Raw genomic sequence first — 17,188 nt, 5'->3', positions numbered from 1 at the left:
TTCTCTATTTTTTTATCTTTATACCAAAATAAGTCAAATATGAAAATAGACGGAATTGATAAAATTATTATAAAAAGGTTGGTAAAAGATGCAAGAACACCAGTACTAAGTATTGCTAGAGAGGTGGGTATTTCTGGTGCAGCTATTCATCAACGCTTACGTAAACTAGAAAAATCAAAATTAATTGATGGGTATAAAATGGTTATCAATCCTAAATCTTTAGGCTACACAACAACTGCTTTTGTTGGTATTTTTTTAGATTCTGCAAGTTTGTATTCATCTGCAATAAAAAGATTACAAGATATTCCAGAAGTAGTAGAAAGTCATTACACTACAGGAAATTACGCTATTTTTATTAAAATAATGTGTAAAAATAACGAAGACTTAATGAATCTTTTAAATAAAAATATCCAAAGCATAAAAGGGGTTTCTAGAACAGAAACGTTCATTTCTTTAGATCAACAGATAGATAGGCAGATAAGTATCTAAAATTACCAATGGTCTATCTTATATAGCAATTTAAGGAACACTTCTAACGTATTATCAAATTAAATATTTTAAACCGTTTTTTTACGAGATTTTTGTGGGTATAACAAGCTCATTAAATGAAATCCCTATCCATACTTTTAATAGATGATGATAAAATTGAAAGGTTAAAATTTCTTAAAGTCTGTAAAAAAATTAATATTCATAATGCTATTTGGGAAGCGCCAAATGGGGCAATTGCGTTAGATATTTTACAGAAAAAAAATTTTACTTTCGATTTGATTATTTCAGATATCAATATGCCAAAAATGGATGGCTTTGAATTTTTAAAGTCATTAAAAACCTATCAAGAATCAAAATTGATTCCTGTAGTAATGATGTCTACCTCAGAAAATATAGAGGATTTAGAAAGGTGCTACAAATTAGGTATTTCTGGTTATTTTTCAAAACCATTAAAATATAAAGAATACTTAAGCAAAGTTACATCACTATTAGAGTATTGGGGTAAAGCAAATTTGGCTTAACAATAAATTAGCATACAATTACATTAAAAATCTTATTATGGAGCAACCTAATTTATCAGTAATCAAAGAAATTGCTGAAAACGACATAGATTTTCAAAATAGTATTTTAGATATTCTAAAATCAGAATTTCCAAAAGAAGTTGAAGCGTATAAAAATAGTTTTGACAATAAAAATTTTCTTGAATCTGTTAATATCGTTCATAAATTAAAACATAAAATTAGTTTATTAGGTTTGCAAGAAGGGGTGCAATTAGCAACAGCGCTAGAAACGGACTTAAAGCAAGGAAACACAAAATTACATCTAAAATTTCTTGAAGTTTTAGATAAAATTCACGTATATTTATATTAATTAAGAACTTCTTTGTAATAGTATGAACTGTATAATTATAGATGATGATGCAACTTCAAGGTTAATCACTAGAAACCTTTGTGCTAAATCAGACCGAATTAATGTTGATAATGAATTTTCATCGGCAATAGAAGCGATTAAGTATTTGAATACCAATAATGTAGATTTGGTGTTTTTAGATATACATATGCCCACTTTTTCTGGCTTCGATTTTATAAAAACACTTAAAAATCCACCAAAAATAATTCTAACTACTAGTGATAAAAATTTAGCACTTGAAGCTTTTGAATATAAAAGTGTGGTAGATTATTTGGTAAAACCCATTACTAAAGATCGGTTTGATAAATCTTTATTAAAATTAGAATCGTTTTCAACTTTAGTAGAAAACAAAAAAACTGTCCAAAAAACCACCTCTGAATTTATTTATGTTAATGTAGATAGAAGGTTGGTAAAAGTAAGTATACCAGATATTTATTTGGTAGAGGCTAAAGGAGATTATATCAATATAAAAACACAAGAGAAAAATTATATTGTACATTCTACCCTAAAAAAAATTGAAGACAAACTACCTAAAGAAACTTTTTTTAAAGCGCATCGTTCTTTTATCATTAATATTTCTGAAATCATAGATATAGAAGATAACTCTGTGCTGATACAAAAAGAAGTTGTTCCTGTTAGTAGATCTAATAAAAGTGAACTAATGAAAATGTTAAACTTACTATAGTATTTTGTTGTTCGTCGAAACTTTAAAGTTATTCATCGATTGCAGAAACCCAATAATCGAAATTTCGTGTTAAAACGTTTTTATACTATTATCTTTATGGTATAATTATAAGTTGGGGGATTTATAAATTGTAACTATTAAGAGCTAATTTTAAAATTAGCTCTTTTGTTTTTTTATAGTTACTGTTTATTTGTAAAAAATGATGGTCTTAATATTAGTCACCATCATGTTAATCCTAATTTTAGAATTTAAATGACTACTTTAAAATTGAGAATAATTTTAGTGAATTAAGTTTTTTTATTTCTTTTTTAAAGAAGATTCTCTTATAATTAATTCAGCCTCAATAATAATCTTGTTTAAAGATTGCTTTATTTTCTTTTTGTTGGTGTAGTTTAGAAAAGTTTCAGCCGCAATTTTTCCAATTTTATAACTATGTTGGTTTACAGAGGTCATAGTAGGTGTAACCATTTTAGCAAAAGGCTCGTCACCAAAACCGACTAAAGCAATTTCATTAGGTATGTTTATCCCTTTTTCATTTAAAACTTGTAAAGCACCTAAAGCAGCATAATCTCCAGCAACATATACAGCATCTGGTCTATTTTCTAATGCTAATAATTTTAGCATTTTTGCTCTACCTTCTACAATGGTAAGATTACTTTCAGTTAGTAATTCTTCTTCAATAGGTAAATTGTGTTTTTTTAAAGCATCAATATAACCTCTCATTCTATTGTTATATATTCTGGTACGTTTAAAACCACCTATATGTGCAATTCTTTTACAACCCTGTGTTACTAAATGATCTACAATTACATGACTACTATTGTAATCATCAATACCTATGTAGTCTACATTTAAATCATTTTCACCTCTATCAAACGTTATTAATGGAATACCTGCATCTTTAATTTTTTCATAAAATGCTAAATCTACAGTTTCATTTGCCATAGACGCTATAATTCCATCAACTTGAGTATATAGCAATGCATCTATATTTTTACATTCTTTTTCAAAAGATTCGTTAGATTGTGTAATAATAATATTATATCCTTTATCATTTAATACTTCTTCGATGTTATGAATTGTAGCCGAAAAGAAATTACTATTTGTTTTTGGTACAATAACACCCACTAAATTACTTTTTCCACTGCGTAAAGCACTTGCCAAATGGTTGGGTTGATAATTTAAATTTTTGGCAACTTGTCTTACTGCGATTTTTGTTTTTTCGCTAATTCTATCGTCGTTATGAAGCGCTTTAGAAACAGCAGCAGCAGAGATATTTAACACGTTTGCAATATCTTTTATGGTAGTTTTGTTTTTTTTTGCCAAATTTTTATATCTTTGCTTAATCGTTTAAACAAATATACATTTTGAATTATTAATATCAAAACAAATATGAATATATAGGTTTTGATATTGTTTTTAAAATAGTGGTTAAACGTTTAAGCAAAATAATAACAACTTATAATTTACAAATAAAATGGGTAAAGTAGTAACATTTGGAGAAATCATGTTAAGATTAGCTCCTCAAGGATTTTTAAGGTTTTCTCAAGCAAATAACTTTGATGCCATTTATGGTGGTGGAGAATCTAACGTAGCAGTTTCTTTAGCAAACTATGGTGTAGATGTAGATTTTGTAACGCGTTTGCCAAAAAATGATATTGGTGAGTGTGCTATGATGGAAATGAGAAAACGTGGTGTTAATGTTGATAAAATTGTTTGGGGTGGAGATCGTTTAGGGATTTACTTCTTAGAAACAGGTGCAGTTTCTCGTGGTTCTAAAGTAGTGTATGATAGAGCACATTCTGCAATTGCAGAAATAGAATCTGGTATGATTGATTGGGATGCTGTTTTTGAAGGTGTAGAATGGTTTCATTGGACAGGGATAACACCTGCAATTTCTCAAGGATCTGCAGATGTCTGTTTAGAAGCTGTAAAAGCAGCCAGTGCAAAAGGAATTACAATTTCTACAGATTTAAATTATAGAGCTAAACTTTGGAAGTTTTGTGATGCAGCACACAGAGAAAAAATAATGACAGAATTAACTTCTTACTGTGATATTGTATTAGGTAACGAAGAAGATGCTGAAATGCACTTTGGTATTAAACCTGAAGGAATTTCTGTACAAACAGAAGGTCATAACGTAAAAGCAGAAGCATTTTTATCAGTTTGTGAACAAATGATGAAAAAATTCCCAAGAGCTAAAAAAGTAATTACTACTTTAAGAGGTTCAATTTCTGCATCTCACAATACTTGGGCAGGTGTTTTATATGATGGTAAAACATTATTCCAAACACGTCAATACCAAATTACAGATATCGTAGATAGAGTTGGTGGTGGAGATTCATTTATGGGAGGTTTAATCTACGGATTATTAAAATACCCAGAAGACGACCAAAATGCATTAGACTTTGCAGTAGCTGCATCTTGTTTAAAACACACTATTAAAGGTGATGCTAACTTGGCAACAGTTGCAGAAGTAGAAAAATTAATGGGAGGTGATGCTTCTGGTAGAGTAGCGCGTTAATTCGGTTTAATTGTTGAATTGTGTAAATGTCTAAACCTTACATAATGCAACAATTACACAATTATACAAATAAACATTTTATAAAATGGCACAATTTACAAGAATAGAAGTAGCACAAGTAATGAAAGATACAGGAATGGTTCCTTTATTTTTTCATAAAGATATAGAAGTAAGTAAAAAAGTTTTAAAAGCATGTTATGATGGTGGTGCAAGACTTTTAGAATTTACAGCACGTGGAGATTTCGCTCACGAGGTTTTTGGTGAATTAACTAAATACGCAATCGCTGAATTACCAGGAATGGTAATGGGTGTAGGTTCTGTAACAGATGCTGCCCAAGCATCTTTATATATGGCTTTAGGTGCAAACTTTATAGTTACTCCAGTTTTAAGAGAAGATATTGCAATAGTTTGTAACAGAAGAAAAGTGCTTTGGTCTCCTGGCTGTGGTACTTTAACAGAAATTACAAGAGCAGAAGAATTAGGATGTGAAATTGTAAAACTTTTCCCTGGAGATATTTATGGACCACAATTTGTTAAAGGTATTAAAGGCCCTCAACAATGGACCTCTATTATGCCAACAGGTGGTGTATCACCAACCAAAGAGAATTTATCTGCTTGGTTTGCAGCTGGTGTAACTTGTGTAGGAATGGGATCTAAATTAATGGCAAAAGATGCTGATGGCAATTTTGACTATAATAAAATTGAAGAAATGACTAGAAATGCTTTAAATATCATAAAGGATTTAAAGAACTAGTTAGAATTTGAATTATTTAAAACGAGGAAAACTCCAGCTTTGGCTGGAGTTTTTTTATGGAATAAATCGAAAAACCATTAAGTTATACCTGTTTAAACCTTTTTTTGTAACTTTAGTCTAAGTATAGTAAATCAACTTATTATGAAGCAAAAACACATTCAACATTTATATTGGAGGGCTAGTTTTGGAATTCATATTGCCGCATTAAAAAATTTAGAGAACAAAACAAAAAAAGAAAATATTTCGATTTTGTTTAAAGACTCAAAACAAAGTACTCCTTTAACGCTAGATTTTGGAGAATTGCTTCAATATAAAAACAAATCTTATAAAGAATTAAGACAAGAATTTACAGAAGTTGAGTTGCAAAAACTTAGAAATAAATTACGAAAAAAAGTAAGAGAATTAAATCATGCTTGGATTGGTAGATTACAATCTCCCAATGCAATGCTTAGAGAAAAAATGACCCTTTTTTGGGCAAATGTATTTGTCTGTAGAGATAATCATATTTTCTTTATCCAAAAATACAATAACACTTTAAGAAAACACGCTTTAGGTAACTTTAGAGAATTTGTAAAAGCAATAGCCAAAGAGCCATCAATGAGTAAGTATTTAAACAACAATCAAAATCTAAAAGCAAAACCTAATGAAAACTTTGCAAGAGAATTGATGGAGCTTTTTACTTTAGGTATAGGCAATTATACAGAAAATGATATTAAAGAATCTGCCAGAGCTTTTACAGGTTGGTCTTTTAAAAAAAATGGAGAATTCTTTTTAAGAAAAAATAGACATGATTTTGGTGAAAAAACTTTTTTGGGTAAAACAGGTAATTTTGATGGAGATGATATTATCAACATCATTTTAGAACAGAAACAATGTGCTAGATTCATTTGCACTAAGATTTATAAGTATTTTATCAACCCAAATATTGATAAGAAAAGATTAGAAGAAATTACCAATGTGTTTTATAAAGATTATGATATTAGTAAGGTAATGCAATACATTTTTACCTCTAAATGGTTTTATGATGATGAAAATATAGGTGTAAAAATAAAATCACCAATAGAATTATTAGTAGGCTTAAATAATGTAATTCCGTTAACATTTAACAAGCCCCAACAGTTAAATTATCTTCAAAAAATGATGGGACAAGTGTTATTGTATCCAGAAAATGTTGCAGGTTGGAAAGGTGGTAAAAGTTGGATAGACTCTAATACATTAATGTTTAGAATGAAATTACCATCGTTAGTTTTAAATAATGCAGTAATTAACTTAGAAGAAAAAGGAGATTTTGAAGATACTTTTGAGAAGTATTATAAGAATGCGAAAAAATTTAATAAGTTTATTAAAACTACAAAAGATTGGGACTCTTTTGAAAAGAATTATGGAAAGGTAAATGCAGCTGAATTAACTAGTCTATTAATAGCATCTCCATTAGATAAAGATACAAATAACTATTTGCAAAATTTAAAAGTAAAATCGAATAGAAATTTGTGTGTACAACTCATGTCTATCCCAGAATATCAACTTTGTTAATCTTAAACTAATGAAAAGAAGAGACTTCTTAAAGCAGAGTACATTAGCAAGTAGCTTGTTTTTTGTGCCGAATTTTGTTAAAGCTTTTGAGCAGGTTTCAAAAGGTGATTTTAAATACAAAAAACTGGTTATCATTCAATTATCTGGTGGTAATGATGGTTTAAATACCATAATACCTTACAGAAATGATATTTATTATAAAAGCAGACCTAAACTTGCCATACCTAAAAATGAAGTTTTAAAGATTACAGATGACTTAGGTTTTCATCAAAGTTTGGGGGCTTTAAAAAATTTATACGACCAAGGTTATTTGTCTATCATTAATAATGTTGGGTATCCAAACCCTAATAGATCTCATTTTAGATCTACAGATATCTGGCATACTGCAAGTGCTGCTAACGAAACCTTAACTTCTGGTTGGGTGGGTAGGTATTTAGAAAAATACGGGAAACATCCATACAATGGTATTGAGCTTGATGATAGTTTATCGCTTATAATGAAAGGTGAACAAATGAATGGAATTGCAACTAAGAATCCAAAAATTCTATTCCACAATACAAGAACTCCATTCTTTAGTAAGGTATTAAAACATCAAACAGACGAACATTTAAGTGAACATAATTTAGGATATTTATACAAAACCATGATAGAGGCCAACTCTTCTGCAAAGTATATTTACGAAACATCTAAAACGTATAGCAGTAAATTAGAATATCCTAAAAATCCATTTGGAGGACAATTAAAAACTACAGCAGAATTTATCAATTCTAATTTAGAGAGTAAAGTATATTATGTTTCTATGGGTGGTTTTGATACGCACGCAAATCAAGCCAATAAACAAAATCGACTACTAAAAACGTATAGCGAATCGATTGAGGTTTTTATCAAAGATTTAAAGAAAAATAATACATTTAAAGACACTCTAATTCTTACTTTTTCTGAGTTTGGTAGAAGAGTACAACAAAATGCTGCAGGAGGTACAGATCATGGAGCTGCAAATAATATTTTTTTAATTGGCGAAAATTTAAATAAAAAAGGCTTTTATAATAACGCACCTAATTTGATGAATTTAGATAAAAATGGAGATTTAATTCATACTGTAGATTTTAGATCTGTTTATGCTACAATTTTAGAGAAATGGTTGCAGGTTGATGATACCACAATCCTCAATAAATCTTTTAGTAAGCTCAACTTTATTTAGATTTTTTTTTTGAATAGAGACCTCTAATTACTTTGAATTCTTTAATAATAAAGGCTATATGTGTTTTACACTAATGTGGTAAAATTCGTAAACGGCTTTATTTTTTTAATTCAAAAAACTTACGTATTTTTGGTAAACCAATTTGGTTTACCAATTTTAAATCCCATGATAAATATACGCTTCTATACACTAGTATTACCTTTATTTTTATTGCTTTTTACTCATAATGGTATTTCACAAGAAAAAATAGCTAGTTCTATTGACGAATACAACAAACTCATTAAAGCAGCCAAACCAGGTGATATTATTACACTTAAAAATGGAGTGTGGAAAGATGTTAAAATAAATGCTTATGGTAAAGGTGAGGAAGGCAACCCAATAGTTGTAAAAGCTGAAACTGCTGGCCAGGTAATTATTTCTGGTAATTCTACACTAAATATTTATGGAGAACACATTATTGTTAGTGGTTTGTGGTTTAAAGATGGAGATTCTAAATACAAGTCAGTGGTGCAATTTCGTAAAGATTCTAAAACATTTGCTAACCATTGCAGGTTTACCAATTCAACCATATCATATTACAAAGTAGCTGATGGTATTAAAGATCATTGGGTAGATATTTGGGGTAAAAATAACAGAGTAGATCATAATAATTTTACAGGAAAAACCAGTCCAGGAACCACACTTGTAGTTTGGTTAAAAGGTGATGAACACATAGAAAATAATCATAGAATAGATAATAATTTATTTGGTACAAGACCAGAATTAGGTACTAATGGAGGTGAAACCATTAGAATTGGTACAAGTGCTAATTCTATGAAATCTTCAAAAACTTTGGTGGAAAGAAATGTGTTTGCCAATTGCGATGGAGAAATAGAAATCATCTCTAACAAATCTGGCGATAATATTTTTAGAGACAATTTATTTGTAGGGAGTCAAGGTTGCTTAACATTAAGACATGGTAATAATGCATTGGTAGAAAGAAACGTGTTTTTAGGTAATGGTGTTTCTAAAACTGGGGGAATTCGAGTAATTAATGCTGGTCATATCATTAGAAATAACTTAATGGTTGGTTTGTTAGGTGATGGTTATAGAGGTGCTATTGTGGTAATGAACGGAGTGCCAAACTCACCTTTAAATAGATATCATCAAGTAAAAAACGTTGATATTCAGAATAATACCATTATAAATTCAGGACCTATTTCATTTGGTGAAGGTAAAGATGACGAAAAGTCTTTAGCACCCGAAAATGTGAATTTTGCAAATAATATTGTATACAATGCAACAGCAAATCAAAATGTACTTTTTGTAGATGAAACTGCTAAAATTAACTTTAGTAGTAATTATATTGATGCTAGTACGCCTGCAAAAGGTTTTACAACTACAAAGCTAAATTGGAAACAATTGAAAGGTTTCCCTATTCCAACCAATCAAAATTCAGATTTATTACAAGTTTCTAAAAATGCAAAAAGTCCTAAAAATGATATTACAAAAACAGTAAGACAAACTTTTAATGCAGGTGCATTTAATTTAAACGCTAACAAATTACCAAAAGCCTTAAGTTTAAGAGCTGGTCCAGGTTGGAAACCTAATATTGTAGCACCAATACTAAAACCTAAAGATATTACAGTAAATCCAGGTGTAGAAACTTTAAGAAAAGCAGTAAGCAATGCAGCTTCAGGCTCTAAACTAATTTTAAAAACGGGAGAATATATCTTAGAAAAGAAAATAACAATCACCAAAAACATCACTATTATTGGTGATAAAGATGGCGCATCTATCATTAGCGTTAAAAAAGATATTGAAAAGCCATTAACCTATTTTTTTAGAATGGCAGAAGGTACAAAAATGTTATTAAGCAATGTAATTATTGATGCTGAAGATTCTGATGCAAAGTACGCTATAGTATCACCAGACAAACAAGAAAGTGGTTTGTATGACGTATTTGTAGACAATGTAACATTTGTCAATTTTAAAAACACAAACGGAGGTTCTATTTTTAAAGCCTATAATGGTACTAAGGCAGATACCTTAAGTTTTATCAATTCTAGATTCCAAGATAGTTACAGAGGTTTAAACCTGTCTTATGATAAAGATATTATGGGTTTCTACAATGCAAATACAATTATTTTAGAAAATTCAGTATTTAAAAATATTGATGAATCTGCTGTGAATTATATAAGAACAACACCAACTGTAAATTTACCAGGAGGTAAATTGGTTGTAAAAAATTGTGTTTTTAGCAACGTACACAATCAAGAAAAAGGAAAAGTATTAAAAGTAAATGGTATTCAAGCTGTTGAAATTTCAAACACTGTTTTTGATGATAGTTACAAAATAAAATCTCCTGTAGATTTAAAAGGGAATTATAGTTTTATAAAAAACTGTTTAATTAATAGAAGCGGATTTGTAAAAGTTTCGCAAGGTGCCGTAAAAGAAAATGTTTTATATAAAAACCCAAAATGGGAAGATGACGAGCTGTTTACACCAAGCGAAAAATCACCTTTATTGAAAGCGAAAAATAAAGTAGCAAGAATAGGTTTAAAACAATATTAATGAAACAGAAATCTATATTTTATGTTGTATTGTTGTGTTCTGCTATCATTCAGGCTCAAGTAGTTTTAGAGGCTAATGGTCCAGGAAATACGTATGAACTTATTAATGCTGTATTCGCAAACCCTGGTAGAGATATCGTAGAATCTCCAGATTGTAATCATAACGATTTTGGCAGGCATATAGATGAGGTTTTTGATAATGAACTCAATAAAAACGTATTCCGCTTTCATATTCATGTTACTCCAGATAATGATCGTTGTAAAAAGTTTGATAGACAACGAAATGAAATAAAATCTTTTGATGACTCTCCAGAAAACCTAAAAGGGAATATTGGTGAAAATGTTGTATACAAATGGAAGTTTAAATTGAGTGATACTTTTAAACCCTCTACCAGCTTTACACACATTCATCAAATAAAATCTGTAGGAGGTTCTTATGCATCCATCCCAATGATTACCTTAACATTACGAAAATCAAACCCAGATCGATTAGAGTTAAGATACACACCCACAAATGATCAAAATACATTAAAAACATTAAATTTAGAGGCATTAAGAGGAACTTGGGTTTCCGTAAAAGAAACTGTAAAATTTGGTAATGCTGGAAGCTATGCTATAGAAATTAGAAAAACGCTAACTAATGAAATTCTTTTTAATTACACAAACACATCAATAGATATGTGGCAAGATGGTGCAGATTTTACAAGACCAAAATGGGGCATTTACAGAAGTTTAAACAATCCACAGAATTTACAAGACGAAATAGTAAAATATGCAGATTTTAGTGTTGAAGAAATTGCGAATCCACTTTCTATTGACGATTTAAAAAAACAAGCAGAAAGAATTGTATTATTTCCAAATCCATCATCAAAAGAAATAGAATTTAAAAATATTGGATCACTAAATTATAATACCATAGAACTGTTCGATTTTTCTGGACGACAATTAAATGTCGATAAAAAGTTTCAAAACGATAAACTAGATGTATCAGATTTTTCTAAAGGATTATATTTTATAGTTTTTAAGAAAGATACCGTAAAACTAAAAGTATTAAAATGCTATATCAAATGATACATTCAAAAAAAATACTTTGGTTTATATTTGGTTTTGTGGTACTATGTGCCTGTTCATCAGAAGAAATAACAGAAGAACCAGAAATAATTGATGTTATTGAAGATAATAATTCTGATGATTATGCGCAAATTGATTTTACCAATTGGAAAGTTACTTTACCTGTAGATGCAAATAATAACGGAAGTCCAGATGAATACCAACCTGTTGATTTGGTAAATGGAGGTTACAGAACATTAGAAGCTGTAAAACCTTATATGTATGATGACCAAACAGACAAATCTATTGTATTTTATACCTTTCCAAGGCAATCTACAGCAAATAGTAGTTATTCAAGAACCGAACTAAGAGAACTAATTTTACCCTCAAACTCTCGTGTAAATTGGTCTTTAGAAACTGGTGGCACAATGGTTGGAAGACTAAAAATGTTAGACATTAGTAAAGATAACATTAGTAGTAGAGAATATCATAGAACCATTGTAATGCAAATTCATGGTATTTTGTCTATTGCAGACGTTGCAAAACTAAATGCTTCTTCTAATAACGGACCACCTTTAATAAAAATATATTGGGAAGATGGTTATATCTGGGCGTTTAAAAAATCTTTAGTTGATATTACCACTTCTGGCGATGATTTATTAGATACCTCAAGAGATACTTGGGTAGATGAAAAAAGAAATATGGGTTACGTAGGTTTTGATGCATTCAATTTTAGAATTACAGCCTCTACAGGAAAATTAGAATTACAACTAAATAATGATTCACCCGTAATTTATCAAGATATTAGCATGGCAAAATGGCCTTTCGAAAATTATTTTAAAGCGGGCAATTATTTAAACACTACAGACGCTGGCGCATTTGCTAGAGTAAAATACTTTAGCTTGTCAGTAACACATTAATACTATTTATATTTATGAAGAATACACTTTTAGTACTTGGTTTTATTTTATTATTTATTTCTTGTAACCAAGCAACAAAACAACAAATTTTGGTTTCTAATTCTGAAGAATTAGAACAAGCAATTAAAGACGTAAAAGCAGGAGATCATATTGTGCTTAAAAACGGAGTTTTTAAAGATGTGGCTATAAAATTTATGGGTGAAGGTACAGAAGCTAAACCTATTAAGTTAAGTGCAGAAACTCCAGGTAAAGTTTTTATTGAGGGTACCTCTAGCTTAGAAATTAGTGGTAATTATTTAGAGGTTAGTGGTCTATTTTTTAGAAATGGCCATTCACCTAAAACAAATGTAATTGCTTTTAGAACAAGTAAAAAACAGGTAGCCAATCATAGTAAAGTTACCAATTGCGTAATTTTAGATTTTAATAATTTAGAAAGAGATCAAGATAATCTTTGGGTACAATTTTATGGTAAACACAACGAGTTAAGCAATTGTTATATTGCTGGTAAAACCAATGGTGGACCAACTGTTAGAGTAGATTTAAAAGGCAATCAAAGTATTAGAAATTACCATAAAATCATCAATAATCATTTTGGTCCAAGACCAAGAAAAGGTGGGGCAAGAGGCGAAACTATTCAGTTAGGTAGCAGCTTTACATCAATGTCTCCAAGCAATACAACAATTGCAAATAACCTATTTGAAGAATGTAATGGCGAAGTAGAAATTATCTCTAGTAAAACCAATTTTAACGTAATTAAAAACAACGTTTTTTATAAAAGTGAAGGTTCTGTAGTAACAAGACATGGTAATTACGTTACTGTAGATGGTAATTATTTTATTGGTGATGGTGTTAATGATCAATTTGGTGGTATTAGAATTATCAATACAGGGCATTGGGTAATCAATAATCTTTTTTATAAAATTAAAGGAAAGAATTTTAGAAGTCCAATTGCAGTGATGAACGGAATTCCAAAATCGCCATTAAACAGATATAATCAAGTAACAGATGTAGTGGTTGCCTACAATACCTTTGTAGATTCAGATGCTCCATTTCAATTTGGTGTTGGGCAAAACTTAGCACAAAAAGATGTTTTACCAAAATCAGAAATTCGTTCTGCAAGAGCCTTAAGAACCGAGGTTGTTAATAATGTAATTTACAATTCTAAAGGAGATGCAAGCCCAATTATTGAACATGATAAAGCAGATGGAGTAACTTTTAAAAGTAATGTTATTGATAATAATGGCGTTGCAATTAAAAATGCTCATGGTTTAATTTCTAAAGATTTAACCCTTAGTGATATTGGTACAAACCTAGCTGTACCAATAACTGGTTTTGATGATGTAGAAATTTATAAAGGATTCGATTTTGATGTAATTACCAAAGATTTAATAGGTAACTCTAGAGGTAACAGCAATCAAATAGGGGCTATTTTAAAATCAGAAAATATCAATCTAGATTTGTTAGACAAATCTAAATATGGTGCAAATTGGTATTCAAATGTTGTTGAGGTTAAAGCACCAAAAATTCACGCAGTTTCAAATGCAACAGAAATTCAAACAGCAATTACGGCTGCAGAAAATGGAGATATTATAGAACTTGCAGATGGAACATTCAATATTTCTGAATCTTTAATGATCAATAAAACCATTACAATTCAATCTAAAGGAAATTCGGTAATAGTTTATAATGGAGAGGCAAAAACTCCGGCTTTAGCCCTACATCCTTATGGAAAGTTAACATTAAAAAATTTAAAACTAAAAGGTAATAATACCAATTACGCTTTTGCAAGTTTAAAAGAAAATATGTACAATCATTTTGGTTTAGATGTTGTCGATTCAGAAATAAGCAACTTTAATTATGCCTTAAAAGTATACAAACAATCTTTTTCAGAAGAAATTACGTTTAAAAACACGTCAATTTTAAATTGTGAAAATGGTATAGAATTATCAGAAGAAACCAATGATAGAGGAGATTACAATACAGAATACCTAACGATAGATAATTGTACTTTTAACAACGTAAAACAAAACGTTGTAGATTATTACAGAGGTGGTTATGACGAATCTACAATTGGGGGTAATTTGCTAATTACAAACAGTACTTTCACAAACTGTGGTGCTAAAGAAAGAAACAAAAGGCTATTAAATCATAATGGTATTGTAAATGTAAATATTCAGAATAATATATTTAAAAACAATAATGTTCGTTTTGTTTCTATTCTTTGGGGGGCAAAAAACAATATTGAATCTAGAAACACGGTTACAAATTCTGGGAAAATAAAAACAGAAGAAAATTTAGTAATGACTTTAATGTATTAAAATGATGCCTAAAAAATTAATCACATTTGGTGAAGTAATGATGCGACTATCACCTCCAGGATATGAAAAATTTTCTCAAGCTTCTTCTTTAGAACTGGTTTATGGTGGTGGTGAAGCTAATGTAGCGATTTCTTGTGCCTATTTAGGAATGAAAGCAGCACACGTAACTCGTTTTCCTGATAATGCATTGGGTAAAGCTGGTACACAATTTTTAAGAAAACACTGGTTAAGTACAGAGCATGTTATTTATGGTGATAACATGATGGGTAAATATTTTTTAGAAAAAGGGGCTGTACACAGACCTAGCGAAGTTATTTACGAGCGAGAAGGTTCTGCTTTTTCCCTAATTCAACCTTCAATGATCAATTGGGAAGATGTATTAAAAGATGCAGATTGGTTTCATTGGACAGGGATTACACCTGCCATTTCAGAAGGTGCTGCACAATGTTGTTTAGACGCAATTAAAACTGCAAATAAATTAGGAATTACGGTTTCTGGAGACATCAATTCCAGAAATAATATGTGGAAGTATGGAAAAACAATGCAAGAAGTAATTCCGAAATTGGTTGAAAATACAGACGTTGTGATTACCAGTAGTCGTGGAATAAAAGAAATGTTTGCTATCGGAAAAACCGAAGATAGTTTTAAATCATTAGCCAAACAACTCATTGCCGTTTTTCCTAAAATTAAAAAAGTAGTTAAAAAAACAAGAAGAACTTTAAGTGCCTCCCATCATCAAATTCAAGGTAAAATATGGAATGGTGAACACTACATTAAAACAGATATGTTAAACATAACTCATATCATTGATAGAGTGGGTACTGGTGATGCTTTTGCTGCAGGTTTAATTTATGGCTTATTACATTATAATGATGAAGAAGCTATCGATTTTGCGGCTTCTGCTTGTGCTTTAAAACACACAATTCCTGGTGATGTAAATATGGTTTCTTTAGAAAATGTGCAAAGCTTAATGCAAGGAGATACTTCTGGCGCCATAAAAAGATAATTTTCTCAATTCTTTAGTTTAAAAAAATATAATAACAATGAATATCAAATTAATATTATCTATTTCTTTTGCAGTTGTTTTAACACTATCTTTAAACAGTTGTGAAAACAAAATAAAGAAACAGGATAAACAAGAAGAAGCTAAAAAAGTTACCTATCCTAATGACGTAATTCCTTTTATGGCAAAATGGAAAATTTTGTTAGGTGATGGTACGCGTTCTGAAGATTTAACCAATTTTCAAAAACAAGATTTCTTTTATGTGGCTAATGACGGAACTACAGATTGGGTAGTTTATAAAACGCCAAACTCTGGAATAACATCTAGAACATCAAGCAACACAAGATCAGAACTAGGTGAAAAAAAGCATTGGATTCCAGAAGAAGGAGGTAAATTAACAGGTACTTTAAAAGTGATGCATGTTTCAACAACGGGTCATGCAGACAAGCCTTCATCTTTTGCTGTTGTTGTTGGGCAAATTCATAGTGATGAAGGGCATGAAAATGAACCCTTAAAAATTTATTACAAAAAATTTCCCGGCCATACAAAAGGGTCTGTTTTTTGGAATTATGAAATTAATACTAAAGGAGAAAATTCAGGCAGATGGGATTATTCAACCGCAGTTTGGGGGTACGATTTTTCAGTAGTTGGTGCTAGTCCAACAGAAGCACCTCAAGAACCAAAAGATGGTATAGCATTGGGCGAAGAATTTAGTTATGAAGTAAATGTATATGAGGGAATCATGTATCTTACTTTTGAGAGTAAAGGTCATGAAACAGTTACGTTTACAAAAAGCTTAATAAAATCAGATTTTCCAACTAAAGCAGATATTCCTCAACAGGTTATAGATAATTATGCTTCTAGACGTACTGTAAGCGAAGAAAGAGAAATTGCTTATGCTGGAGAGATCAACTTTTTTAAACAAGGAGCATATAATCAAGCAAATGCTAAAAGCACCAAATCTGAAATTTATGGTGGAGATATTTCTAAGCAATATGCAAACGGAAGTTATGCTGAAGTTTGGTTTAAAAATGCTACTGTAGGTGCATCAGTTGATCCAAAGAAAGAATAGTTTTTAGCTAATTTTTTAGGAGTTTTTTATCGTTAGGAAACCCTAATTTTATTCAAATTAATAAAATTTGGTTTTAAATTTTTAGGGTTTGATATAATGATAAAGTGAGATAAAACTAAAACACAAAACCCATATAAATATAAAAATCCCAAGCAAAAGCTCGGGATTTTTATATTTT

Annotated in this window: 15 protein-coding genes; 14 read left to right on the top strand and 1 reads right to left on the bottom strand. The window is 30.1% G+C overall.

The genetic code is table 11. The annotated features are described in order from the left end of the window. Positions 1 to 39 precede the first annotated feature (39 nt). The 4 genes from SJY27_RS09200 to SJY27_RS09185 all read left to right on the top strand — a co-directional run bounded on the left by SJY27_RS09200 (position 40) and on the right by SJY27_RS09185 (position 2,083). A complete protein-coding gene (locus SJY27_RS09200) occupies positions 40 to 489 on the top strand; it encodes an Lrp/AsnC ligand binding domain-containing protein (RefSeq protein ID WP_397444531.1) in 450 nt (149 codons plus the stop codon). A 116-nt stretch (positions 490 to 605) separates the two neighbouring features. Further along, a complete protein-coding gene (locus tag SJY27_RS09195; RefSeq protein WP_397444530.1) occupies positions 606 to 1,010 on the top strand; it encodes a response regulator in 405 nt (134 codons plus the stop codon). Between the two features lie 37 nt (positions 1,011 to 1,047). Further along, on the top strand, positions 1,048 to 1,359 hold the full coding sequence (locus SJY27_RS09190; protein WP_397444529.1) for an Hpt domain-containing protein: 312 nt from the start codon (positions 1,048 to 1,050) through the stop codon (positions 1,357 to 1,359). Positions 1,360 to 1,381: 22 nt separating this feature from the next. Continuing rightward, the gene (locus SJY27_RS09185; RefSeq protein WP_397444528.1) at positions 1,382 to 2,083 is read left to right on the top strand and encodes a LytR/AlgR family response regulator transcription factor; all 702 of its coding nucleotides are present in this window, start codon (positions 1,382 to 1,384) and stop codon (positions 2,081 to 2,083) included. Between the two features lie 297 nt (positions 2,084 to 2,380). Here SJY27_RS09185 and SJY27_RS09180 read toward each other — a convergent pair whose 3' ends face one another. Continuing rightward, on the bottom strand, positions 2,381 to 3,409 hold the full coding sequence (locus SJY27_RS09180; RefSeq protein ID WP_397444527.1) for a LacI family DNA-binding transcriptional regulator: 1,029 nt from the start codon (positions 3,407 to 3,409) through the stop codon (positions 2,381 to 2,383). Between the two features lie 151 nt (positions 3,410 to 3,560). Here SJY27_RS09180 and SJY27_RS09175 point away from each other — a divergent pair, with 151 nt between their 5' ends. The 10 genes from SJY27_RS09175 (at position 3,561) to SJY27_RS09130 (ending at position 17,010) form a co-directional block, all read left to right on the top strand. Then, the gene (locus tag SJY27_RS09175; RefSeq protein WP_397444526.1) at positions 3,561 to 4,607 is read left to right on the top strand and encodes a PfkB family carbohydrate kinase; all 1,047 of its coding nucleotides are present in this window, start codon (positions 3,561 to 3,563) and stop codon (positions 4,605 to 4,607) included. Between the two features lie 85 nt (positions 4,608 to 4,692). After that, positions 4,693 to 5,361 carry a bifunctional 4-hydroxy-2-oxoglutarate aldolase/2-dehydro-3-deoxy-phosphogluconate aldolase gene (locus SJY27_RS09170; protein WP_397444525.1) on the top strand — a complete coding sequence of 223 codons (669 nt, stop codon included), beginning with the start codon at positions 4,693 to 4,695 and terminating at the stop codon, positions 5,359 to 5,361. A 141-nt stretch (positions 5,362 to 5,502) separates the two neighbouring features. After that, entirely contained in the window at positions 5,503 to 6,894 is a 1,392-nt protein-coding gene (locus tag SJY27_RS09165; protein ID WP_397444524.1) for a DUF1800 family protein, read from the top strand. 10 nt (positions 6,895 to 6,904) lie between these two features. Beyond that, a complete protein-coding gene (locus SJY27_RS09160) occupies positions 6,905 to 8,095 on the top strand; it encodes a DUF1501 domain-containing protein (RefSeq protein WP_397444523.1) in 1,191 nt (396 codons plus the stop codon). Between the two features lie 165 nt (positions 8,096 to 8,260). Next, entirely contained in the window at positions 8,261 to 10,648 is a 2,388-nt protein-coding gene (locus SJY27_RS09155) for a polysaccharide lyase 6 family protein (RefSeq protein ID WP_397444522.1), read from the top strand. Beyond that, the gene (locus SJY27_RS09150) at positions 10,648 to 11,718 is read left to right on the top strand and encodes a T9SS type A sorting domain-containing protein (protein WP_397444521.1); all 1,071 of its coding nucleotides are present in this window, start codon (positions 10,648 to 10,650) and stop codon (positions 11,716 to 11,718) included. The genes SJY27_RS09155 and SJY27_RS09150 overlap by 1 nt, the downstream gene beginning before the upstream one ends. Then, positions 11,715 to 12,617 carry a polysaccharide lyase family 7 protein gene (locus tag SJY27_RS09145; RefSeq protein ID WP_397444520.1) on the top strand — a complete coding sequence of 301 codons (903 nt, stop codon included), beginning with the start codon at positions 11,715 to 11,717 and terminating at the stop codon, positions 12,615 to 12,617. Before SJY27_RS09150 ends, SJY27_RS09145 begins: the two co-directional genes overlap by 4 nt. Positions 12,618 to 12,631: 14 nt before the next feature. Next, the gene (locus SJY27_RS09140; RefSeq protein ID WP_397444519.1) at positions 12,632 to 14,935 is read left to right on the top strand and encodes a chondroitinase-B domain-containing protein; all 2,304 of its coding nucleotides are present in this window, start codon (positions 12,632 to 12,634) and stop codon (positions 14,933 to 14,935) included. Between the two features lie 4 nt (positions 14,936 to 14,939). Next, positions 14,940 to 15,941: a sugar kinase gene (locus SJY27_RS09135; RefSeq protein WP_397444518.1), complete on the top strand. Its 1,002-nt coding sequence runs from the start codon at positions 14,940 to 14,942 to the stop codon at positions 15,939 to 15,941. A 37-nt stretch (positions 15,942 to 15,978) separates the two neighbouring features. Next, on the top strand, positions 15,979 to 17,010 hold the full coding sequence (locus SJY27_RS09130) for a polysaccharide lyase family 7 protein (RefSeq protein WP_397444517.1): 1,032 nt from the start codon (positions 15,979 to 15,981) through the stop codon (positions 17,008 to 17,010). Positions 17,011 to 17,188 lie beyond the last annotated feature (178 nt).

The organism is Polaribacter sp. R77954 (assembly GCF_044595335.1).
Lineage (GTDB): Bacteria > Bacteroidota > Bacteroidia > Flavobacteriales > Flavobacteriaceae > Polaribacter.
This window is presented reverse-complemented; position numbering and strand designations above follow the sequence as displayed.

Bases quoted from the DNA above. Each gene is read 5' to 3' on its own strand.
- SJY27_RS09200 (WP_397444531.1), top strand. From the start codon at position 40: ATGAAAATAGACGGAATTGATAAAATTATTATAAAAAGGTTGGTAAAA.
- SJY27_RS09195 (WP_397444530.1), top strand. From the start codon at position 606: ATGAAATCCCTATCCATACTTTTAATAGATGATGATAAAATTGAAAGG.
- SJY27_RS09190 (WP_397444529.1), top strand. From the start codon at position 1,048: ATGGAGCAACCTAATTTATCAGTAATCAAAGAAATTGCTGAAAACGAC.
- SJY27_RS09185 (WP_397444528.1), top strand. From the start codon at position 1,382: ATGAACTGTATAATTATAGATGATGATGCAACTTCAAGGTTAATCACT.
- SJY27_RS09175 (WP_397444526.1), top strand. From the start codon at position 3,561: ATGGGTAAAGTAGTAACATTTGGAGAAATCATGTTAAGATTAGCTCCT.
- SJY27_RS09170 (WP_397444525.1), top strand. From the start codon at position 4,693: ATGGCACAATTTACAAGAATAGAAGTAGCACAAGTAATGAAAGATACA.
- SJY27_RS09165 (WP_397444524.1), top strand. From the start codon at position 5,503: ATGAAGCAAAAACACATTCAACATTTATATTGGAGGGCTAGTTTTGGA.
- SJY27_RS09160 (WP_397444523.1), top strand. From the start codon at position 6,905: ATGAAAAGAAGAGACTTCTTAAAGCAGAGTACATTAGCAAGTAGCTTG.
- SJY27_RS09155 (WP_397444522.1), top strand. From the start codon at position 8,261: ATGATAAATATACGCTTCTATACACTAGTATTACCTTTATTTTTATTG.
- SJY27_RS09150 (WP_397444521.1), top strand. From the start codon at position 10,648: ATGAAACAGAAATCTATATTTTATGTTGTATTGTTGTGTTCTGCTATC.
- SJY27_RS09145 (WP_397444520.1), top strand. From the start codon at position 11,715: ATGATACATTCAAAAAAAATACTTTGGTTTATATTTGGTTTTGTGGTA.
- SJY27_RS09140 (WP_397444519.1), top strand. From the start codon at position 12,632: ATGAAGAATACACTTTTAGTACTTGGTTTTATTTTATTATTTATTTCT.
- SJY27_RS09135 (WP_397444518.1), top strand. From the start codon at position 14,940: ATGCCTAAAAAATTAATCACATTTGGTGAAGTAATGATGCGACTATCA.
- SJY27_RS09130 (WP_397444517.1), top strand. From the start codon at position 15,979: ATGAATATCAAATTAATATTATCTATTTCTTTTGCAGTTGTTTTAACA.